This is a genomic window from Ochrobactrum sp. P6BSIII (genome assembly GCF_014138065.1).
Classification (GTDB): domain Bacteria; phylum Pseudomonadota; class Alphaproteobacteria; order Rhizobiales; family Rhizobiaceae; genus Brucella.
Genome location: NZ_JACGXB010000009.1, coordinates 199101 through 222174, shown reverse-complemented (window position 1 = coordinate 222174; position 23074 = coordinate 199101). Strand labels below are relative to the sequence as shown.

The following is a 23074-nucleotide window of genomic DNA, read 5'->3' as shown; positions in this document are numbered from 1 at the left end:
TAAATAAATTTCAATCGGGATGTGGAAAACATCGGAAAACAGTTAAAGGTAGTTTTCGTAATGATGGGGTCGCGTGTTCGAGTCACGCAAGCGGCACCAAAAAAATCAACAATTTAGCTGTTTTTCATTTTCGCCTCATCGCTGTTAGCTATCAAATAGCAATCAGTTTGATATGGCAGATCCGCGTCATTATTTTACCTCGTTGCGCCAACAAAAACTTCAATAACTCTCGTCGTGATCTTAATAACCTATTCAACTTACATCTAGAGTTTGACTAAGCCCTTCGTTGGAGCAAAACTGATGTTGCTAATTCATCAGCAGTAGGCTCACCCCTTTTGGTTGGTGCAAATGATGCGGGGGCATCCAATCGGATAGGGAAACACCCCACGCCATTTCACTCGATTTCCGGGCTGGGCGGGGGAAAAGCCATGCTCCAGACCGACGTGTCAGAAGACCTAGGCTCTTACAGGATTCACGCCAAGGCGGATCTTGAGCGTAGCGCCTCGCTGGACTGGCCCTATCTCTGCGGCATGAGCCTGCTCAAATATGCCGTCGATGAAGCTATATCCGAACAACTCGCCCTGATGGGCACGGCATCGAACGCCGACCGGGCATGGATGATCGAGTACCGGCCAGACCTGCTTCGGTTCTGCAACACCCATGAATGGTGCCGGGGGCAAACTAAGGCCTATATTTCCGAACTTCAGGAAACGCCGACAACACTCATCGCCTGGCTGCACAAATATCTGGTTCTGGGCCATGCGGTGGCGGTCCACGACGTGACAGACCTGCCCCGGACAGCGCGCGCAATTCAGGTGGAGTTTCTCCGCCAGAGCAATAAAAGCGTCCTGAGCGTGCCCATATTCTATGACAATAAACTGCGCGGCATCATCGGCTTCGATACGACCGTCGCAAACAAGATATGGTCGGCCAGCGAAGTCAAAGCCCTGTTTCAGTGCGCCAATCTCATCGGACAGGCAAAATACTCGACCGGTCACGCCCTTGAAAAGATAATCGCACCGGAAAACGCTTCTCCCCTCGTCTATCTGAGAAATCGCGGTGTGGTACGTGGGGTTCATCCCGAAATCATCGTCGGGGTGCGCTCAGCTGGCAATTACAGTGAAATCTGGCTCGAAGATGGATCCATGCTGCTCGATTCCCGCTCGCTCGGCATGTGGTCCAGCCTGCTGCCGTCAAAGGTCTTTCTCAGGATACACAGAACCGCCTTCGTGAATACGCTGCATGTCATCGATGTCGACCGCAGAAAAATCGACAAATGGCAGATCAAGATGCGCTCCATCGACCGCGCTTGGCCAGTGTCACGCTCCTACCGGAAGCAACTACGCGAACGCATGGGAATATAGCCGCCTAGTTCATTGTGACCGTTACACTTTTAGCATCATGTCATTCGTCAGACCGGCACGTCGTTTCGTCCTTGAAATATTGTCATTCCCGCAATTTCTTGGATGGTGCTTGCATCAGAACGTTCCCCACGGTTCTTTAAGGGTCTCCACATGTCCTCTCGGATGCTAGCGCATTTTACCGCTCTCTCGCTGATCACCACCAGCATTCTCCTTGCCAATAACGCTCAGACAAAAGCCGAAGACCTTGCCTTGAAGGATGCCGTCTCCATGGCAGGGATGCAGCTTTTCCTCAACTCCGGTGCACCGGGGCTGATCATCGCCGTGGTGCAGGGCGATAACAGCATCATCCAGGCCTATGGTGAGACTGCCCCCGGCAGCAATGTCGAGCCGGACGCGCATTCGGTTTTCCGTATCGCCTCCGTTTCCAAGGTTTTTGCCGGTGATTTGCTGGCTGCGCTCGCCGCGAAAGGCAAACTCAAGCTGACGGACCCGCTTGAAAATTATGCGCCGGAAGGTGCCAAGGTCGAAGCCAACGGACGTCCGATCACCCTGCTTGATCTGGCCACGCATTCTGCCGGTCTGCCGCGCGAGTTGCCCAATCCCGATACGAAAATCACGGATAACCCATTTGCCGCCTTCGACCGTGATTATTACTGGAAGTGGATCGGAAGCAACAAGCCAGCTTATGTAGCCGGGACCACCACGATTTATTCAAATCTCGGCTACGGTCTTCTGGGCGATGCGCTCGCCAAAGCTGGCGGTGCGGATTATTCCACGGTCCTCGCCAACGAAGTGCTGAAACCGGCCGGGCTCACCGACACGACCAATGTATTGAGCGACGAGCAGAAGAAGCGGCTGATGACCGGTCTCGATCCCCTTAACAAGCCGGATGCGAACAGCCCCGTTCCCGACATCATGTATGCCAGCGCCGGTATCTACACCACGGCGGACGACATGGTGCGCTGGATGCGCTGGCATCTCGACGGCGCGGCCCAGTCCCGGGAAGATGCGCTGCTCGATCATACGCTTTGGCTGCCATATGACGGCCTGAAGCATGTGATCGGAACCGAAGTGACAGCAGGCGACGGCATGGGGCTTGGCTGGGTTGCCACCCTGCCCCGTGATGAAACGCCGTTTCTGCTCGGTAAAAGTGGCGGCCTTGGTGGCTTCATGAGCTATGCGGTTCTGTCGCCCAACCGCAAGCTTGGCATATTTGTCGTCGCCAGCCGGGTCAATTTCGGCATGTTCGAGAATATCCATTCGCAGGTACGCGAGCTGGCGGCTGAACTGGCTCGCTAATCATGCAGAGTTTCGCACTGCTTCGGCAATTCGGCTGGCGATGGAAAGCAATTTTTTTCCGTCGCCTGCTATACAGCACTCTGCTCGGTACTACGGCTTTGCTTGCGTCCGGCATGCCCGACGCATTTGCGCAAGAAAAGCGCGACATTTTCAAAACCGAAATATTCCTGACACCCTATAGCAAGCTGGGCGATGGAGATGCTGCGGGCGATTATCCGAAACTGAACGGTCAGTTGCTGTTCATGACCGGCTATACCGGCTATTTCGGAATCAAGGACAGCAACGGCCAGATTCCGCGTTCACACTGGAACAGCGCGCAGCCGACAGCGGAAGCCGCGCTCGTCTGGCAATTGTCACAGCAATTCTCCATCCTTTCGAAAATCACCTTCGACTCGTCTGTCGAGGCAACGCAAGACAACGCCTTTTCCGATCTCGGCTTCAACCTGAAAAACCTGTTTGCCTCTTACACCCATGACAATTTTGCGCTCTATGGCGGCAAGATGGATATCGGCTTCGGCGATGGCTGGCACGCCATTGACGGTCTTTATAGCGGCTTCACCGACGATTTTCAGTATAATGGCTCAATCGGACTTGGCGGACGCTATACATTCAACACCGAGAGTATAGGCGCGCATTCATTCGCCGGTTTGGTGTTTAAACGCGACGACACAGTTCTAAGCCGTCGCCTCAGCCTCGACGACGGTTTCATCTCGCCCACCGAAGGCCAGCCGCCCGCCTTCAGCAACGATCTGAATTCGTTCATCCTGTCCTATGATTTCCGCAATGTGCCCGGCTTGAAAAACATATCCGGCGGCGTGGATGTCGGACGGCTGGAAGCGGAACCCGGGTATGGCGAAAGTGCCAACACGATCTCCGCCCGGCTACGTTACGATACGGCCCTGACTGACAAATGGAACCTGAGCTGGTTCAACGAAGCCACCTTTTCCAGCGCCTTTCGCGGCACACCGGTTTCCAACGGCAACGGAGTGACATCTCTATCACTGTCTTATGATCGTTGGCAGTTCACGGCGACAACCGCGGTGCGCAAATTATCTGGCAGAGATCAACAACTGGCGCAATACGGGCTTCAGTCCGACTGGGACTGGGGCGTGGCAGGCACTGTCACCTACGTCACGCCCATCGGCGTCATTCTGCAAACGGGGCTTATCCACCAACAAGACCAGACCCTGAACATCAATCAGGGTGTTTTCCGCATCGCTTATCAAACGGGGTTTTAAGGCAACCATGAACACCAGCGTGAGAACCAGAACGTCGTCCATCGTCCTTGCCTGTCTGTTCGCGCTCGGCTGCTCGACAGCGGCCCTGTCGCAGTCGGTCTCCATTCAAAGCCAGCCCAATCCGGCTGCCGACGTTGTACAGATTCCGAAAGGAAGCACTGATAAGGCACTCAAGGCCCTGCCGCAGATTGTTGCCGATATTATGAAACGCAGCCATGTGCCCGGCATGGCGGTTGCTGTGGTCAGCGGCGGCAAGACCGTGTTTGCGAAAGGCTTCGGCAAACGGGAAATGGGCAAAGATGCCGCCGTAAATGCCGACACCGTGTTCCAGATCGCTTCAATTTCGAAATCCATATCCGCGACTGTTGCGTCCATCGAGGTAACGAAGGGCGCGGTTGCGTGGGACGATCCGGTGGCAAAACATCTGTCCGGTTTCAAACTGAACAACGACTATGTGTCGCAATACGGAACCATCGGCGATTTCTTCGCCCATCGCAGCGGTTTGCCGGGCACGGCAGGCGATGATCTCGAAGACCTCGGCTTCAAGCGCAACGACGTGATCGCCCGCTTGCAGCAATTGCCGCTCGATCCGTTCCGCATCTCCTATCACTATGCGAATTTCAGCACGACCATCGGCGCGGAGGCGGTTGCAGCGGCAGCGCATGAACCATGGGACAAGCTGGCAGACGAACAGCTTCTCCAGCCGCTGGGCATGAAATCGACCAGCTATCGCTATGCCGATTATACGGCGCATGACAATCGCGCTTCACTCCATGTCTATCAGAATGGCGCGTTCCTGCCGCTCGGACAGCGCAATGCAGATGAACAGGCGCCAGCTGGCGGTGTGTCGTCCACTGTCGTCGATCTGGCGGAATGGCTGAAACTGCTGCTTGCCAATGGCGAGTACAAGGGCAAGCGCCTGATCGCAGAAGATGCGCTTCTGCCGGCGCTTTCGCCGCAATCCTTCAGCGCTCGCGCGCATGATACCGGCGCACGCTCCGGCTTCTACGGCTATGGCTTCAACGTCAGCACAGAACTCGGCGGTCGCCCGTCCATGGGCCATTCCGGCGCTTTCCTGCTCGGCGCGGGCACAGCGTTCAAGATCGTACCGTCGGCCGGTATCGGCATCATCGTGCTGACCAATGGCGCACCGGTTGGGGCTGCGGAATCGGTGGTCGCGCAATTCACCGATATAGCCCTTTACGGCAAATCCTCCCGCGACTGGTTCGCCGCCTATAACGGCGTCATGAAGGGCTTTTTCCAGCCACAGGGCGACCTGTCCTTCAAGGAAAAGCCGGCCGCGCCATTACCGTCCAAAGCCTTGCAGGAATATACCGGCAGCTTCGACAACGCCTATTTCGGCAAGACGGAAATCAAGGAAATCAAAGGAACCTTGACGCTCGTTCTCGGTCCGAAGGAAATGCAGTTCCCGCTGCAACATTGGGACGGCGATACTTTCGCCTTTGTCCCGGTCGGAGAGGCAGAACTGGTCGGTTCGCTCGCATCCATCATCTTCAAGGTCGATCAGGGTCAGGTGCAGGGGTTTGACATCGATTTCTACAATGGCGGCGGCACGGGCCACTGGACCAAGGCCCCGCGTTCGTAATTAAAAAACCTCGGGCTGACGCAGTTCCGTCAGCCCGACAATCTTACCATTTATAGCGCAGCACGCCCTTTCCGGCATAATTGCTGCTCGCTCCCGAAAATTCCGCATCAAAAGCCGCGCCCAGCGACAGTCCGTTGTTCCACAGCATTTCCGCTGAAATGCTGGCAAGGCCCGTATCACGCGATACCGAAGCGCCGTTCACCACAAATCCAGCCCCCGGCAATCCGGTGAGCATTGCCGACATGATGCGATCATTGTTGACGTTTCGCACCCACGCAGCCCTGCCGCGCAGGGTGAAAACTCCGTCGCTGAGTGCAAAGGATTTGTCCGCTCGCAGACCCATTTCACCGCGCCCGACCGTTTCGTGCTTCGATGCGTATCGCAATGCATAGGTATCTGCCCCGCTACCGACGGTTTCCGCATAAGACGGCAGATCGAAGCTGACGAATTGCCCGGCGGCATAGGGTGTAATCCCAATCCATGGCGTGTCGAAACGATAACCGGCTTCCAGACGGCCTGACCAGGCATTGGCGTCATAACCGGCCTGTAGCGTATCGAAACCGTTCAGCGCGACGGCGCGTTCTGTCTCGATATCCTGCCAGCCATAAGCCAGGGCCGCACTGAAATAAGCATTTCCGACCGTCTGACGACCATAAAGGCCGAGTTGGAACAGATCCGAATTGCCGCTGCCCAAACCGTCGGAGAGACTGAAACTGCTATGTCCGCCAGCCACGGCAAAGCCGAGCAAGGTATCGGGCGACAGCCGGTAGTCCGCGCCTACGGCCACACCGTTGATCTTGCTTCGCAAATCATGTGACCCGATGACGCTGTCACCATCCAGCGAGCGCGATGAACCAAACCCGGCACCCCACACATTCCAGCGCGCCTTGAAGGGATCGCCTTCAACAGAGGTTTCTGTTTTCGCCCCTCCCGCAACCAATGGATCGGTCAGCGTCGCCATGAACTGGCTCATTGCATCCACGGTCGTTTGCTGAACAGCCGTCGCCAATTCGCCTGATGCAACCGTCAGTCCCTCCGCATCCAACCCGCCATAGGCCAGTGGAATCTGTCCTTCACGGTTGAAATAGCCAACCAGCGCCGCCGAAACATTGCGTTGGTTCACGTTGAGACCGATCATGTTCAGGGTCAAATCGAGATAAGCATTGTCAGCATCGTAGCTCAGACTTGAGGTAAAGCTCTGCGGCAGATCGGTTGTCAATTCCGTGCTAAACCGGCTGTCGCCAATTCCGCCTTCCGCATTGAGGATCGTATAGCGACGCATGACATATTTATCAGGCGCGAACGTCGCTGCTACCGTTGCGCCACCGAGATCAGCCTGGCCTGTGACATTGACCCGGTCGGCATCCGATGCCGAGACCTCCACGGCATAGGTTGATGTTCCGGTAAAGCTCAGGTCGCCATTGACCGTGAGAGTACCAATGGAATTGCCGGGCGCAAGTGTACCGCCGTCGAGTTGGGTGGTGGAAACGATGCCGTTTCCACCAAGCTCGCCGCCTTCATAGACCGTGACCAGCGATGAAGATGCGATCGAGCCGTTGACCGCCAGACGACCGTCATAAACGCCGGTCGCGCCCGAATAGCTGCTGTTGCCGCTAAGAACCGTTGTGCCCTCGCCGATCTGCCAGAATGCGCCGGTCCCGGAGATAGCGCCCGAAAAGCTGTACCTGTCTGATCGATTGAAGGCGAGCGTGCCATTATTGACGATATTGCCAGCAATACTTCCGGTATCGCCAAGCCCGACCACCAGCGTACCGGACTGAACCGTCGTGCCGCCGCCATAGCTATTATTGCCTGCGAGCACCGTCACGCCGCTGCCGACTTGCTCGAATGAACCGGAACCGGAAATATCGCCTTTCAGCACAACAGTTCCAGAACGATTGACAACGAACTGCCCACTATTCTCGACATTTGCCGCAAGCGTGCCGCTTTCGCCACCGTCGCCCAATTGCAATGTACCTGAGGATATGCTGACGCCGCCGCCATATTGATTTCTCCCGGTCAGAACGAGCGTACCGGTGCCCGCCTGCTCCAGTTTGCCGTCACCCCACACCATGCCATCGAAGGTCACGGTATCGGACCGGTCGAAAGCCAGCGTGCCGTCATTGAGCACGTGGCCGGTAATGGAACCGGACGTACCGCCATCGCCGATTTGCAAGCGCCCGGCCGCGATCATCGTCGCGCCGGTATAGCTGTTGCTACCGGTCAGGATAGTTGTCCCTGTGCCGATCTGCTGCACGCTGCCGGAGCCGCTGATCGTGCCTGCATACGCCATTGTGTCGGACCGGTTGAAGGCAAGGATACCGTCATTTTCGACATTGCCTGTTATCGCGCCGGATGTTGCGCCATTGCCGATGACCAGCGCGCCGGACAGAATGTTCGTGCCACCGGTATAGGTGTTGTCGCCAGCAAGAACCGTGGTGCCAGCGCCGATCTGGTTCACCGCTCCATTGCCTGTGATATCGCCGGAGAAAAGCACCGCGTCCGAGCGATTGAAGACCAGCGTGCCATTATTCAGAACGTCGCCTTCGATCCAGCCGGAATTACCGCCTGCTCCCAATTCCAGCGTGCCGTTGGCAATGGTCGTCCCGCCGTAATAAGCGTTGTCGGCAGTGAGAATGGTTGTGCCGGATCCTGCTTGCACGAAGGAGCCGGTACCGACGATCAGACCGTCGAGGCTGTAACTGTCCGACCGGTCGACGGCCAGAGTGCCTTCGTTCAAAACGCCACCGATGATGAAGCCTGTGGTTCCGCCATCACCGATCTGTAATGTACCGCCAGCAATAAACGTATTGCCGGTATAGCTGTTTTCGCCAGTGAGGACCGTGGTGCCCGCACCTGCCTGGATCAGCGCGCCAGCGCCTGAAACCACACCGGAATAGGTGTAGCTATTCTGCCGGTCGAAGACGAGACCGCCATTATTGATGATATTACCGGCAATCGAACCCGTGGCGCCGCCATTGCCGATTTGCAGAAAACCGTTGGCAATCGTGGTGCCGCCGCTATGGCTAGCGTCGCCGCTTAAAATAAGCGAACCTGCACCCTCCTTGTACAATGCACCGCTTCCCGACACATCAGACGACAGCTCGAGCGCCGTCGCAAGCAATGTGTCAATGGTTGCCGTACCAGACAATTCAACACCGCGTGCCAGCGTGATATTGCCAAGTGTCGCCAGCGTTGCATCGCTGATTGAAATGGCCGCCGCACCGGTGCCAATATTCTGTGCTTCATATATTGCCAGCGTGCCGCCCAGAATACTGGTCTGCCCCTGAAAACTGTTGTTTCCTGTCAGGACCAGAATACCATCGCCGTCTTTGGTCAGGCTGCTGCTTGCGCCGGCACCAGTGATATCTCCCGCAAAAACCGTGTCCGTATCCTGATTGACTGTAAGGCTGGCGCTGTCGATGGAGATCGTGCCGCCGCTGCCCCACAATGAACCCATGGTCAGGGCATTGCCATTGAGATCGAGTGTGCCGCCGACCATCACGTAATCGGTCATGTTCGGCAGCGCACCGGCGCTACCTGCCGCCATGCGCAGTGTGCCCGCCTCGATCAGCGTGCCGCCGGACCAGCCATTGGCTGTATTTTCGACCAGCAATGTGCCATCGCCCTGCTTGGTCAACGAACCGGAACCGGAAATAACTCCGGTCAATTGCAGTTCTGTGCCCGATGCAACATCAAATGCCGCTTCACCGCCGAGCGTTACAAGGCTGCCAAGCGATATGGTGCCAGTCGTCTGTAACGTGCCGTTATTGATGGTAAGGCCATTGGATATCTGTCCAAGATTATTCGCCGCGGAAATTTGCAGCGTTCCCGCGCTGATTATCGTTTGGCCGGAATAACTGTTGGAACCGGACAGAACGAGCAAGCCGTCGCCAGTTTTCTCCAACCCGTCGTTGCCAGTAATGGTCGACGCAATGGTCGCTGTTTCACCCGCCAGCACCCGCAATTCCGGCACGGCAATGGTGATGCCATTGCCCGAATAGCCAACAAGGTTCAAAGCTGTACCACCGGTGATGGTATAATCGCCGCTCACGAATTGAAGGCCGACGGCTGTTTGCGTTCCATCCAGCGTGACGGTACCGCCAATGCCGCGGAACACTGCATAACCTTGTCCCCATGTCGATCCCAGTGTGCTGCTGCCGCCCAGCGGATCGAGCCAGTTCTGATCCGATGCTGACCAGGTTCCATCGCCACCGTCGAGCGTCAACGCATTGCCGCCCCAAACCTGAAGAAGGTCAAGGCCGTTTGGCAGTACCAGTAGATCCACCACATTCGGTGCGTAATCGATGGCATATGAATAGGCGATGGGATTGGTAATCGGCGTTTCGCCCACCATCAAACCTGCATTGGCAGTCGTCAGCGTTCCGCTATAGGAAATCAGGCGATGATAGCCGATCAGCGCGCTGTCCGAGGTGCCACTGACGTTTACCGTCGCGCCGTTCAGCGTCAGATCGCCATTGACCTGAATAGATGCCGCCTTCTGGGCGTTGGACGTACCCAGACCATAATTAAAGGTCGCACCGCTTTGCAGCGTCAGGTCACCATCGACCGTAAGTTGCGACTGCAAACCGGCAACAATCGTGCCGCCGCTATTGACCGTGGTACTGCCCAATGTGCCGGAACCACTCAGTGTACCGCCAGCGTTGACGGCGACCGTGCCACCGACCACAGCCGAACTCGTCAGCGCGACACTGCTGTTGCCAATATTCGACTGGCCGGAAAACTGGGCCAGTCCCTGCCCGGAGATTGTCGTCGTTCCGCCAAGGAAATTGATCGTGCCGTTGCCTTGCACCGTCGTATCGAAGCGGTAACCGGTCGTATCATGGTTGAGGTTGAGCGTACCCTGACTGCCGAGCACCACAGTGCTGTGAATTGTTCCGGCTGCAGCCGCTGTCTCGCCCGCAGCCGCGCCAATATTCACGGTACCTTGCGCGCCGTTCTGTCCGACCTGCAAGACGCTGCCGCCTGCCGCCAGTCCAATGCTTGCGCCATTCGATACCGTCAGCGAACCGTTACCGACGGAACCGACATCGATTTCAGCGACATTCAGGAGCGAACCGGCTCCATCCACCGTGACGTGCGCCGTATCGCTGCCCGGATCACCGGCGCCGATCTGTAACTGCCCCCCTTGAACCGCACCACCATCCGCCACGGAAAGAAGAGCGCCTATATCGGCCGTACCGCCGAAATGCAGTGTGGAACCCTTCCCGCTGACCGTCAGCGCGTTTTGCGAACCTGCGATTACGGATGCGGTACTTCCAACCGAAAGATCCCCGCCGACATTAACCCGCCCACCATTTGCGACGGTCAGTGAATCGTCGCCATAGCCAGCGACACTCAATGTGCCGCTTATATTGAGGCTTGTGCCGGTGCCCGTCACCTCCAGCAAGGCGCTTTCACCCTGCGCCGAACCAATGATCACATCCGCCGTATTAAGCTGCGCAGAGGAGGTCAGAACCAGCGTTCCGCCATGCACCCCGAGATCGCCGCTGAAAGTTTCCGGCGAGCCAGTCAAAGTCCATGTACTGCTATCGCGCTTTTCCAGCGCATCGAACCCCTGAAATCTTTTTTCAAAACCGGTCAGATCGAACTGGGCCGTACCCGTTCCGCCGAAGACCAGCGTGTTCTGGCCGCTCGGATCCGCGACAACCTTGCCATTGAAGGCATAACCAGCTCCAAGAACCAACGTGTTGTTGCTGCCGGAAAACACCACCGCAGCCGCGCGCGAACCGTCCTGATTGAGACCACCAGAAACCGTACCGGCGTTGACCAATGTCGCATCGCCGGACGAGAAATAGACGCCGACGCCCGCCGTTCCGTTCTGCCCATCCGTGCCCCTGTACCACCAGGATGGCGGATTGAAGGGAGCCGAAGGCGCTTTGCCGCCCGCGCCCGCATTGCCACCCGTTATACTTGCACCGGCTACGTTGGTCAGCGTGGCACCGGCCGCCATGGATTCACCGATGCCGCCGTCGCCGCCATTGCCGCCATTGCCGCCCGTATCCGCACCGCCACCGCCGCGCCCGCCATTGCCGCCATTGCCGCCGCTAACGGCACCAGCATTCGTGATAGTTGCAGCCGTGCCGGTCGACGTGATGCCGTTGCCGCCACGCCCGCCATCGCCACCATCGGATGCCGTATTGCCGCCCGGCAGACTTACACCGCCCTGCCCACCATCCCCACCGTGCACCGTGACACCGGTTTCAATCGCAATAGCAGACTGACCTGAACTGCCGATACCGTCTCCGCCGCTGCCGCCATCGCCACTGCGTCCGCCGCCTGTTGTGAGTGTGTCGTAGGGTGCAGACGGAAGCGAAATCGGGCTGGAACATTCGATCTCACCCTCATCGTCTTCGCAGACCATGATGCTGCCATCGTTGTTTTCATCCGCGTGCATGCCCGATATGCCACCGGCCCCACCGGCACCGCCTGCGCCACCCAGAATGCTACTCCCGCTGCTGACAGTCAGGTCGTAAGCCGTGGATATGCCGATGCCGCCACCGCCACCACCTCCTCCTCCGCCGCCGCTGCCACCCTCCCCCGGAGAAACGGTGAAGACGTTCCATACGGTAACGCCGTCGCCACCCTTTCCGCCAGCACCGCCATCGCCGCCTGCACCTCCGATGATCATTTGGTCGGTCAGCGTCGTCACAGAACCGGTGAAGATTGCGCCGGTCCCGCCGCCACCGCCGCCGCCACCACCACCACCGGAAGCGCCATTGCCGGTTGCAAATGCACCTTGCCCCTTTTTCCCGACATCGCCCGGTTTGCCACTGTCGCCGTTAAAACCGCGTACCAGCGTAACATCGGGCGCCATATCCCCTGTATAACCGATGATACCGCTAATGCCTGCCGCACCGCCATGCGCGCTTCTTGCACCTTCACCACCAGCGCCACCGCTTCCTGCAGAAGCGTTGTTGCCGTCGTGATCCCCACCTGCGGCACCGCCTGCTCCACCTCCGCCGCCACCACCGCCGGATATGGCGGAGGCACCAGAGCCCTGTCCTCCCGGATTTCCCTTGGCGTCGAAATGTGATGGAGGCGTGCCTTCCGCTCCGCCCGCACCACCGGAGCCAGATTGCTGCTGTGCACCGGCTGGCCCTATCAATGAGAATGTACTGATGACGGTTGCGGGAACCATGAGCGCGCACAGAATGCGGCCCAGCGCAGTCGAATTTGCGAAGCGCCGTTTCCATTGCCTGCTGTTCGCCGCGGTCACATCCGCGCCATTGAGACCCTGCTTGCCGAGAGGCAATTCCTGCCAGCCCAAATTGCTCATTCGCAATCGCCCGCCAAATGTTATTCGTCACATCCGAGGATTTGCTAAACTATTGAATCCGGCAAGAGTTTTGGGACCAACCAACATTCCGGTTTGTTGAAGCAACGCAGACACAAGAAACTTGACTGCAGACGGGAAGCTCGCGCGGTCAAGATTCCGTCTCCGAAGTCCAAATCAGTCTGCTTGTGAGATGGCTCATATGTTCGGCTTACTGCGGAACTGGCAAGCTGCGCCAGCTTGCGCTGACCGAGCGGTTTAATCTCCAGGCTCGTTACGAGGCATCTTTCGACAAGGATGACATATGGCGAAATTGCACTTTCGCCATATGTTGCCTTTCACTGTAGGTCTGCATTGTCATAGGGCATCCAATGAACCACACCCGATTGCTTAAGCGGCCTTGTTTTTGAGAATGTCGAGGGCGACGTCGATGATCATGTCTTCCTGACCGCCGACCATGCGGCGCTTGCCAAGTTCGATGAGGATTTCGCGCGTATCGACGCCATAGAGTTTCGAGGCGTTTTCCGCATGACGCAGGAAGCTCGAATAGACGCCCGCATAGCCGAGCGAGAGGCTTTCACGGTCCACCCGCACCGGACGGTCCTGCAACGGACGCACCAGATCGTCAGCTGCATCCATCAGGCCATAGAGATCGCAGCCCGTATCGATACCCTTGCGGTTGAGAACGGCGATCAGGCCTTCAAGCGGCGCATTGCCCGCCCCTGCCCCCATGCCTGCCAGCGATGCATCAACGCGAACAGCGCCCGCTTCGATACCGGCAACGGCATTGGCAACGCCAAGCGTCAGATTGTGGTGGGTGTGAACGCCGATTTCTGTTTCCGGTCGCAGCGCATCGCGCAGCGCCTTCACGCGAAGCGTATATTGCTCGGGTAACAGCGCGCCTGCCGAGTCGGTGACATAGACGCATTCCGCGCCATAGCTTTCCATCAGCTTCGCCTGTTCGACCAGCTTTTCCGGCTCGGCCATATGCGACATCATCAGGAAGCCGATTGTGTCCATGCCCAGTTCACGTGCAGCCTCGATATGCTGGCGTGATACATCGGCCTCGGTGCAATGGGTTGCAACACGAACCGAGCGTGCACCGGCATCATAGGCTTCCTTCAGATCATGCACCGTGCCAATGCCCGGAATGAGCAGCACGGTGACGCGGGCATGCTCGCAGGCGTCGGCAACTGCGCCGATCCATTCGACATCGTCATGCAGGCCGAAACCGTAGTTGAAGGTCGAACCGGCAAGGCCGTCACCATGGGTGATTTCAATCGCGTCCACCTTGGCTGCATCCAGCGCCTTCGCAATGGCGACGACATCCTTCAGCGTGTATTGATGGCGGATCGAATGCATGCCGTCGCGCAGCGTAACATCCTGAACATAGAGCTTATCGGGATTGGAGCGGGCCATTATGCAGCCTCCTTGGCAAGCGCTTTTGCTGCCCAATGATCGGCGGTGACCAATGCAGCGGATGTCATGATGTCGAGATTGCCGGCATAGGCAGGCAGATAATGTGCAGCGCCTTCCACCTCGAGCAGGATCGTCGTCTTGAGACCCGATACGAGCCCGATGCCCGGCACGCGAACCGGCGCATTATCGCCGATGACTTCGAACTGCACTTTCTGCTTCAGGCGATAGCCCGGCACATAGGCCTGAACCGTCTTGACCATTTCGGCAATCGAAGCCTCGATGGCTTCGCGGCTGCCGCCCTGCGACAGAACAAACACCGTATCGCGCATGATCAGCGGCGGTTCGGCCGGATTGAGAATGATCAGTGCCTTGCCACGTTCGGCACCGCCCAGATCGCGGATCGCCTTCGACGTGGTTTCGGTAAATTCATCGATATTGGCGCGGGTGCCGGGACCAGCCGAACGCGACGAAATCGAAGCGACGATTTCGCCATAGACCACGCGGTCGGTGGCGCGCTTGACGGCATAGACCATCGGGATCGTCGCCTGACCGCCGCATGTGACCATGTTGACGTTCGGCTCGTCGATATTGGCATCGCCATTGATGGCGGGAATGGTGAAGGGGCCGATGGCGGCAGGTGTCAGGTCGATGACCTTCTTGCCGTCCTTCTGCAACAGCGCGTCATTATGCAGATGCGCCTTGGCCGAGGTTGCATCGAACACGATATCGATATCGCGATATTCCGGCATACGCATCAGCCCGTCGATGCCTTCATGGGTGACCGGCACGCCAAGCCGTGCGGCGCGTGCCAGACCATCCGAATTCGGATCAATGCCGACCATTGCGCCCATTTCGATATTCTTCGACGTGCGCATCACCTTGATCATCAAATCCGTGCCAATATTGCCGGAACCAATGATCGCGCATTTCTTCTTGGACATAGTGGGTCCTTTCTGATCTTCAAGCCGGTTATTAAAGACCTTGCTTAAAGTTCAACCGCAGCCAGTTCCTGCAAACTATAGCTTGGCTCAACAGCAACCGTATTGCGCAGAGGCTGGCCAAACCCTTCAGCCACGATCTCGAAAACATCGCCTAGTTGGGTGTGAATTTTATCGGCAAATGAAAGCGTGGCTGTGCCGAACATATGGACATGAACATCGCCCGGCTGACGGAAAATCCCGTATTTGAAATGGTGATATTCGAGATTGGCAATCGTGTGGGACATGTTCGCCTCACCAGACAAAAACGACTTTTCCCATAGAACTCTGTCATCACGCAGAATGCGACTAGTCCCCCGAATATCCAGAGGCGCAGCACCAATCCGGATTTCGGGTCCCAAGGATGCTGGACGCAGCTTGGAATGGGCAAGCCAGAGATAGTTGCCCCGCTCCGTCACATGATCGGAGAACTCATTGGCCACGGCAAACCCCAAGCGCATCGGGCGACCATCATCTGCGATAACGTAAATTCCCGCTATCTCCGGCTCTTCCCCAAAGTCCTGTGCGAATGCCGGCGAAACCAATGCAGCGCCCGGTGCAGCTAGCGTGTGGCCGTTGCCTTTGTAAAACCATTCCGGCTGCACGCCTGGCTCACCTGCCAACGGTTTGCCGCCTTCAAGGCCCATACGGAACATCTTCATGGAATCCGTCAGTTCGGCTTCTTCCGTCATGACCTTGGCATGCATGCTGTCACGGGTCGCAGCCGACCCCAGATGGGTGAGCCCCGTACCGGTCAAATGTAAATGTGCAGGATCGAAATGAGTAATCGGCGGCAGGTAGAGGCCATCGGCGGCAAGCCTTTCCGGTTCAAACTGCGCTCCGAAGCCTTGTCCCTTGATCTGATTGACGAGGCTCCTGCCGCTTCTGGCCGCAGCAAGCGCCAGCTCGCGCACACCCGCCGCGCCGATGACTTCACGCGCTGGTTCGCCGTCCTCCCGTGCAAGAACGCCGATCGTTCCGTTCTCGTCCTGAATTTGAGATAACAACATTTCCAAACTACCTTTTGCTGGAGCGTTACATGCTCAGGATCAGCTTGCCGAAATTGTCGGCAGCTTCCAGCATGCGATGTGCTTCCATTGCGTCATTGAAGGGCAAAACCCCGTGGATGGTCGGCGCGATTACGCCCGATGCGAGAACCGGCAACCAGCACTGCCGGAAACGCTCGACAACTTCGGCTTTCTCATCTGCCGAATGCGGTCGCAGGGTAAAACCACGTAGCTGCAGCATCTTGGTCAGAATAGCGGGCACATCAGCCTCGGCCTTTCCGTCGCTGAGCAGCCCCACGAATGTCATGCGGCCTCGCCAGCGTAAAAGTGCGATATGACGCGCCAGATATGCGGGGCCGACAAAGTCTTCGATCACATCGATGCCATCAGGGTAGATTTCGCGGGTTGCCTCTGCAAAATCGACCTCGCGATAATTCAGAACATTTGTTACGCCCCAATCGCGCAGGCGGCGGGCCTTGTCCTCGCGCCCCACCGTTGTAATGATTTCAGCGTTTACATGTTGCGCCATGCGGATCGCAGTACTGCCAACGGCGCTACCGCCCGCGTGAATCAGTACCCGCTCACCTGCCTTAAGGCGCGACAATTCGAATAAGGTCTCATGGGCCGTACAGAATGTTTCAATGACCGCAGCTGCCTGCACATCATCCCAGTCTGAAGGAACCACAACGACATGCCGCCAGTCGGCGACAGCATATTCTGCATAACCACCGCCGGAAAGAAGAGCTGCAACCCGCTTGCCGCGTAGATAATTTGGTACGTCGCCGCCCGTTTCGACAACCTCACCGCCGCATTCAACACCCAGCACGGGATTTGCGCCCGCAGGTAGTGGATAGACACCTGCTCGCTGCATAGCATCAAGCCGATTGACCCCAACAGCGCCAACACGGATCAACACCTCATTCGCAGTCGGTGTCGGGCGCTCCACTTGCATAAAACGGAGCGCTTCCGGCCCACCCGGTTCCGGAGCATGACAGATTTTCATCATAGACACGGATCAGTTTCCTCCAGTTTGCTCGGCAGGCTTGCGCATTTCGGCATGGAACCATTGTTCCTGAATGAAGCGATACTCCCCTTCATATCCGCGCCTGACACGAGCAAAACCGGGAAAGTGGATATGCATTCCGCCAACAAGGAGGTCTTCATCGACACAGCGCTGCAGAATCCTGCGACGCGACAAAGCAGCAGCAGGCGTATCGGTGTCGAAAATCATCCCAACATCAGGATCGGCAAGCTGCACCTCGGGCACATGAACAGTGTCGCCCCAAATGATCATTGCTTCACTGCGGGAGCGCAGAATGTAGCAGCTGTGTCCCGGCGTATGTCCAACGGATGGAACAGCAGCGATCCCAGGCAGAACTTCGCACTCAGCATTGAAAATGCGCACGTTATCAGCGAGATAAGGCGTTATCTGAATGCGTCCAGCATCAAAGTAAACGCGCTTCTGGCGCTCCGTAGCGCGAGCTTTTGCCTCGTCATCGAACCAATGCCGAATTTCCGCCTCATGAACATGAACAACCGCTTGCGGAAAAATTTTAGCGCCGGTTTCCGGATTGGTGAGACCATTGGAATGATCTGGATGGATATGGGTCAAAAGCACGTCAGTGACCGCTTCTGGCGCGATATCCAGCCGTGCGAGAAGTTCGGGCAATCGCCCGCAAGTTGGCCCCATGATGTCGCCCGAACCGCTGTCGATAAGGATAACCCGGCTGTCATACCGGACAAGAAACGCGTTGATCGAGACAACTGGAGGCGCGATCCGTGTCTCAGCTGTCAGAAACCGTTCCAGCCGCGCAGCATTGCCATCACGGAAAATATCGAAAGTGTCGTAGGCGACGTAGCCGTCGCAAAGCGTTGTGACCAACATATCGCCCAGCGGGCGATGATAAATAGCTGGTATCTGTTCGAAGCCGCTCATATCTGCCTGCCTTTCCCGACGAGTGCCGGTTGCGGCGTTTCAATGAGGTCGTAAAGCTCCGCAAGCCGACGGCGCAGTTCGGCGCGTGACAGTTTGCCGATTGCATTGCGCGGCAACTCATCAATGGCGACAAAAAGCCTTGGCCGCTTGTACGAGGTCATGCTGGCCAGTGCAGGGGCCAGACGCTCCTGCCAATCCGATGGTGGACATTCGGCAACCAAAGTGACTATTTCACCCCAATATTCCGACGGAAAGCCGAGCGCGATTATTTCGGTTTCGGGAAGTGCGGCGGCCAGCGCTCGCTCGACCTCATCTGGGGCTACTTTGTAGCCGCCGGTTTTCATCATGTCGGACTGGCGTGCCACGAGAAAAAGACAGCCCGTCCGGTCAATCCTTCCTAGATCACCGGTATCGTGAAACTCTCCGGGCGCAAGCATCTTCAGGCCGCTAACCGTGATGTAGCCCCGAAACATATGCGGGCTATGCAGGAAAATATGCCCCGGCTCGCCGTCTCGAAGTACGCGACTTTCATCGTCGCGAATTTCAATCCGCACGCCCGTTGCCGCCCAGCCGACGCTCAGCCCCTCATCGGTGCTGACGTTTCCGGCATAGGCTTCGGCGGTCTCGGGAGGTGAGAGCACGGTGATGGGATTGAACATCTCGCTTTTCCCGTAGGTGACGCGGATGATCTCACCAAATTGCGCAACAGCCTTGTGATACAGCATCGGGGACAGAGGAGCCGTTCCTGTCAGGATCGTATGCAATTGCGGCTTGGCACTGTCGGTTTGTTCCAACGCCTCGGTCAACTTGGCGAGCACTGTCGGCGGCGCAAACATTTCAGTGATCGAACCTGACGCCAGAAGCGGCAGAACGGCGGCTGTATTCACACCATGCATCAGATGCACGCTCGCGCCTTCGGCAAGATAAGCGAAGGTCAGCAGTGAACTCCCATGCGAAAAGGGCGTCATCAAGAGAATGCGGTTTTGCCCGCCCGGACGAGTGGGAAGAACCGAACGCAAGAGAAGCCCCGCCGTCCAGCGTCCGAGATGGGTGTGGATAGCACCCTTAGCGGGCCCCGTGGTGCCACTTGTGAAAACGATACGGCTCGGCGTTTCCGGCTCCACATCCGGCCACCCTTCCGCCGTCAGCGGGCGCGGTGCGCATTTGCGCACATCCTCCACCGCAACGCACGGCGTCAGCGTCGGCGTTGTCGCTTGGTCGAGAAGCACAATCCGAGTACCCGTGCAGGAGACCGCGTGATCGAACTCTTTCTGGCTGAGTACGGGATTAATCGGGACCTCTGTCGCTCCAGTCAGCGCAACGGCATAGCTTGCCGCCGCTGCCAGCATCGAATTTTGAAAAACCGTTGCGATAAAATCGCCGGGACCAAAGCCAAGCGCACTCAGACAATCGGCAATGCCCGCCGCACGGTCAACAATCTCAGCGATTGTATGGCTACCCTCAGCATCAATGATGCCGACACGCTGACCATAGCGTCCGCGCATGGTCGCAAGTTCATTTCCCCAATGCATTTGGTCCTCCCGTGCTCACAGTACTTCCTCGGGAAAATGTTCAGGCCCAAGCGGGTCCTCATTGTTCGCCGCCAAGGCCCGGGACCATTTTTCCAACCACCAACCATAGGGTTCAGGCCAACTGGAAAAATCGCGTTCTACTCCCATCTCCCAGGCCACATGGCGCACCCAAAAAGGGTTGAACAGCATCTGGCGGCCGATACAGATCAAATCGGCCTTGCCCTCGCAGAGAATGGTTTCAGCATATTGGCCCGTGCGGATCATACCGACAGCGGCGGTTGGCATTCCTGCTTCGCGACGCAGTCTTTCAGACAGTGCCACCTGATAGCCCGGTCCCCGCGACAGGTTCGAGTTGGTCGCGCCAGCACGCATATTGCCGCCAGAGGAACAGTCGATGAGATCGACACCCGCAGCCTTCAGCGCTCGGGACAGCACGACGCTTTCGTCTTCGGTCCAGCCGCCGTCGATCCAGTCCGTCACCGAAAGCCTCGCAAAAAGCGGCATCGAATCCGGCATAATTGAGCGAAGCCGGTCAACCACCATCAGGGGCAGGCGCATTCGGTTTTCAAGATTACCGCCAAAACGGTCGGTGCGCTGATTGGCCAATGGCGAAAGAAAGCTCTGGAGCAGATAGCCATGCGCCAAATGTAGTTCGAGCAAATCAAACCCTGCGAGAATAGCCCGACGAGCACCCGCTGCGTAGGCATCAACGATACCATCAATCTGCTGTTCACTCATTTCGACCGGCGTTAGCCAGCTTTCCGATAACGGAATGGGTGAAGCTCCCATCGGATAAAGCTGAATATCGCCCGCAGCCAGATTGCGCTCAGAAATCGGACCGTTACCTTCGTGCGCGCGCTGTTGCCCGCCCTTGCGCCCGCCATGACTGATCTGGATTGCAGTCTTCGCGCCATAGCGTTTCATCTCGGAGACCAATCGCGCCATTGGCTCGATATGGCTGTCGGACCAAAGACCGGGATCGCCGTTGCTCACACGACCGGCGCGGGTCACGAAAGTCTGCTCCATGATGACAAGACCCGCGCCTCCCATGGCCATGCGTTCATAATGCGCGAACTGAAAGGGCGTCAGGCACCCGTCTTCAGCCGAATAAGTACCCATGGGCGAAACGACAATGCGATTTTTCAGAGTCACGCCGCGCACATGGTAGGGATGGAATAGAAGTGGTCCTTTTGTCATCTGGTATTCCGATCCTATCGGTTACCGGTCAATGCGAGCGTGTCACGCAAAACGTCGGCAATCGGAATATTCGCCCCGTCATCAAGCGCCGCGAAGAGTTTCGCGGCGTGATCACGCGCAACACCAACCGGGGCTCCAAGCTTGGTCAACCTGCGCTCGAACACATCCAGAGAACGTTCCTGTGTTTGATAGATCAGATTGCGTGGCATTTCCTGAGAATGCGCTTCGCGTTCACTGCCATCCTTCATGGTCACCGTCAGCAGCGAATCCCACGCACCGTTAACCGCGTCGGGGATAACAGCCGTCTTGGCGATCAGATCGAGGACCAGCGGATCGTTGCGCAGCTCATTGCCCATGTCATAGGTGATGTCACCTTGCGACAGCATAGTCGCCACTGCAAAAGCGGTGCTTGCCTGCGTCTGAACCAAACGTTCGTAAGGGCCCTTAAAGTTGGTGCCTGGATAGGCCGTGAATGGCTCCCAGAGTGTCACCTTGATGTCAGCAATCTCGCGCGGATCGATTTTGTCCAAGTAGAGCTTCTGCGCAGCCATGGCTGCTGCCATGTTGTCCCCGAGTGTTGCGTAGGGCTTCGCTTGTATGGAGTTCATGATCGCCGGATCGGGGGGCAGAGACCACACTTCCGGGGTGGCATCCATACCGGCCACTGTGGCCAGAAAACCTTTCGGACCATCAAGAGCCTGCGGCGCGCCCGTGACGCCTGCCTCGGCAAGACAGGCTGCAATCAGCCCGCCCTGTGCTGCGCGGCCATTCTGTACACGCCATTCATCGGCACCAGCACGAACCGGTTCTAACGTGCCTGCGGTGGTGGATGCAGCGATCGAAACAGCGGAGCCTGCTTGTGTCGCATTTAATCCGAGAAGAGCAGCACTACCGGCAGCAGCAGCGATAGTGCCGAAGGTTGGGCTGGTGCGAAATCCGCGTGCAATCAGTTTTCGCGCGACGACCTCATCACGCCCGAGCCAGTTGATCACACTATAGCCAGCGACCAGCGCGCGAAGCACGTCTTCAAGCGTCGCACCGTTGCGCTCACCAAGCGCGACAATAGCAGGGGGCACAAGCGAGCCGGGATGTGTCCAGGATTCATGGTCCGTGTCATCCTGAAAATGCGCATGAACCGCGACGCCATTGGCGAAGGCAGCTTCGCTTGCCGAAAAACGTGCGCCGGATATCCATGCGGTCGCGAAATTGGGGGCACCCTCACCCAGCGGATACGACAAAGCAACCGCCGCCCGCGCAGTGGGTTCTGTGCGCGCCGAAAGTGCCAAACCCAATGCATCGAGCAGGCAGATCAAAGCCTTTTCCCGAACGGAACGTTCCAGTATCAATGTGGAATAACTGGCAAGGTAGTCGCCAAGAATCTGGCTTGCGATTTTCATAGTGTCCTTCTCCCAAAAGACGAATTTTTTATTGCGGTGGCCCTACCGCCTATCCGCGGCTGTAAAGCCAGGCACGGCTGGTTCCCATACCTGCCTTGCGCAGGCGCACGAGGCTCAAGGCATGGCTCCAGGCCGCAGCGAAAACATCCAGCACTGTCGCTTTGTCGATCTGTTTGAGGCCTTCGCGTGCCAGAATTTCCGCCATCACGCCCTCGGCTGGAACAATAACTTCCGCCCCCCGCGCAATTAGCTCCCGCGCAGTTGCCGTAAACGTTTCAATTAATTGAGCGGGCTCGTCGCGCGCTGCAATAAGCTCATATTCGTCCATGCCGGGCGATAGCGCCGTGACCTCCAGGACCCGTGTTTCCAAATGATGCTTGGCCACCGAGAGCTTGGTCATGTAGGCAACATTCGGAGCGTTCGAAATCAGACCAATTTGTCCACCAAGCGAACAACCGGTCAGCAGAGCAGCTTCCGTCAGCGAAACAACCGGAATATCGACAGCCGTACGCATCTCTCGCAGATATGGCTCGCTAAATGACCCCATGATGAAGGCGTCATAGCCCTGCTTCTCTGCCTCGACAGCCTGCTCTACGATAGGTGCAAGCACACGATGATAGAGATAGGCGTTGCCAAGAGCATCGCTTGGGCTCTGGTCGCCGTAAGTACCCTCCGGTAAGCCCTGAACACGCACTTCAGCCTCGCCATCCAGCAAATTGCGGGCATGGGCTTCTATACCGCGCTTGTAGGCGTCAATTCGGCTCAACTCATTGACCGATTGGTGCCAGAATTTCATTGCCATGCT

Annotated in this window: 14 protein-coding genes; 4 read left to right on the top strand and 10 right to left on the bottom strand. The window is 57.4% G+C overall.

Annotated elements, in window-relative coordinates; all coding sequences use genetic code 11:
• Window positions 1-428 precede the first annotated feature (428 nt).
• From FHW00_RS14720 to FHW00_RS14705, 4 genes are all read left to right on the top strand, one after another.
• Window positions 429-1364, top strand: coding sequence for a LytTR family transcriptional regulator DNA-binding domain-containing protein (locus tag FHW00_RS14720; protein WP_176168389.1), 936 nt, complete (start codon window positions 429-431; stop codon window positions 1362-1364).
• 150 nt (window positions 1365-1514) lie between these two features.
• Entirely contained in the window at window positions 1515-2663 is a 1149-nt protein-coding gene (gene ampH, locus FHW00_RS14715; RefSeq protein WP_445558026.1) for a D-alanyl-D-alanine-carboxypeptidase/endopeptidase AmpH, read from the top strand.
• Window positions 2664-2776: 113 nt separating this feature from the next.
• Entirely contained in the window at window positions 2777-3901 is a 1125-nt protein-coding gene (locus FHW00_RS14710) for a hypothetical protein (RefSeq protein WP_445558027.1), read from the top strand.
• Window positions 3902-3920: 19 nt separating this feature from the next.
• Window positions 3921-5507, top strand: a complete 1587-nt coding sequence (locus FHW00_RS14705) for a serine hydrolase (RefSeq protein ID WP_210189501.1) — start codon at window positions 3921-3923, stop codon at window positions 5505-5507.
• Window positions 5508-5550: 43 nt separating this feature from the next.
• Here FHW00_RS14705 and FHW00_RS14700 read toward each other — a convergent pair whose 3' ends face one another.
• From FHW00_RS14700 to FHW00_RS14655, 10 genes are all read right to left on the bottom strand, one after another.
• The gene (locus tag FHW00_RS14700; protein ID WP_182514664.1) at window positions 5551-12807 is read right to left on the bottom strand and encodes an autotransporter-associated beta strand repeat-containing protein; all 7257 of its coding nucleotides are present in this window, start codon (window positions 12805-12807) and stop codon (window positions 5551-5553) included.
• A gap of 387 nt (window positions 12808-13194) precedes the next feature.
• Entirely contained in the window at window positions 13195-14223 is a 1029-nt protein-coding gene (gene dmpG, locus FHW00_RS14695; RefSeq protein WP_078341218.1) for a 4-hydroxy-2-oxovalerate aldolase, read from the bottom strand.
• The gene (locus FHW00_RS14690) at window positions 14223-15164 is read right to left on the bottom strand and encodes an acetaldehyde dehydrogenase (acetylating) (protein ID WP_113534992.1); all 942 of its coding nucleotides are present in this window, start codon (window positions 15162-15164) and stop codon (window positions 14223-14225) included. The genes dmpG and FHW00_RS14690 overlap by 1 nt, the downstream gene beginning before the upstream one ends.
• Window positions 15165-15208: 44 nt before the next feature.
• Window positions 15209-16210, bottom strand: a complete 1002-nt coding sequence (gene araD1, locus FHW00_RS14685; protein WP_078339079.1) for an AraD1 family protein — start codon at window positions 16208-16210, stop codon at window positions 15209-15211.
• A 25-nt stretch (window positions 16211-16235) separates the two neighbouring features.
• Window positions 16236-17213 carry an NAD(P)H-quinone oxidoreductase gene (locus FHW00_RS14680; protein WP_078339080.1) on the bottom strand — a complete coding sequence of 326 codons (978 nt, stop codon included), beginning with the start codon at window positions 17211-17213 and terminating at the stop codon, window positions 16236-16238.
• A 9-nt stretch (window positions 17214-17222) separates the two neighbouring features.
• Window positions 17223-18143, bottom strand: coding sequence for an MBL fold metallo-hydrolase (locus FHW00_RS14675; RefSeq protein WP_078339081.1), 921 nt, complete (start codon window positions 18141-18143; stop codon window positions 17223-17225).
• Window positions 18140-19675: a class I adenylate-forming enzyme family protein gene (locus tag FHW00_RS14670; RefSeq protein WP_078339082.1), complete on the bottom strand. Its 1536-nt coding sequence runs from the start codon at window positions 19673-19675 to the stop codon at window positions 18140-18142. The genes FHW00_RS14675 and FHW00_RS14670 overlap by 4 nt, the downstream gene beginning before the upstream one ends.
• Before the next feature lie 15 nt (window positions 19676-19690).
• Window positions 19691-20872, bottom strand: coding sequence for an NADH:flavin oxidoreductase/NADH oxidase (locus FHW00_RS14665; RefSeq protein WP_078339083.1), 1182 nt, complete (start codon window positions 20870-20872; stop codon window positions 19691-19693).
• 14 nt (window positions 20873-20886) lie between these two features.
• Window positions 20887-22269, bottom strand: coding sequence for an MmgE/PrpD family protein (locus FHW00_RS14660; protein WP_078339084.1), 1383 nt, complete (start codon window positions 22267-22269; stop codon window positions 20887-20889).
• 49 nt (window positions 22270-22318) lie between these two features.
• Window positions 22319-23071 (bottom strand): aspartate/glutamate racemase family protein, encoded by a 753-nt coding sequence (locus tag FHW00_RS14655; RefSeq protein ID WP_078339085.1) that lies wholly within the window; start codon window positions 23069-23071, stop codon window positions 22319-22321.
• Window positions 23072-23074: the final 3 nt, after the last annotated feature.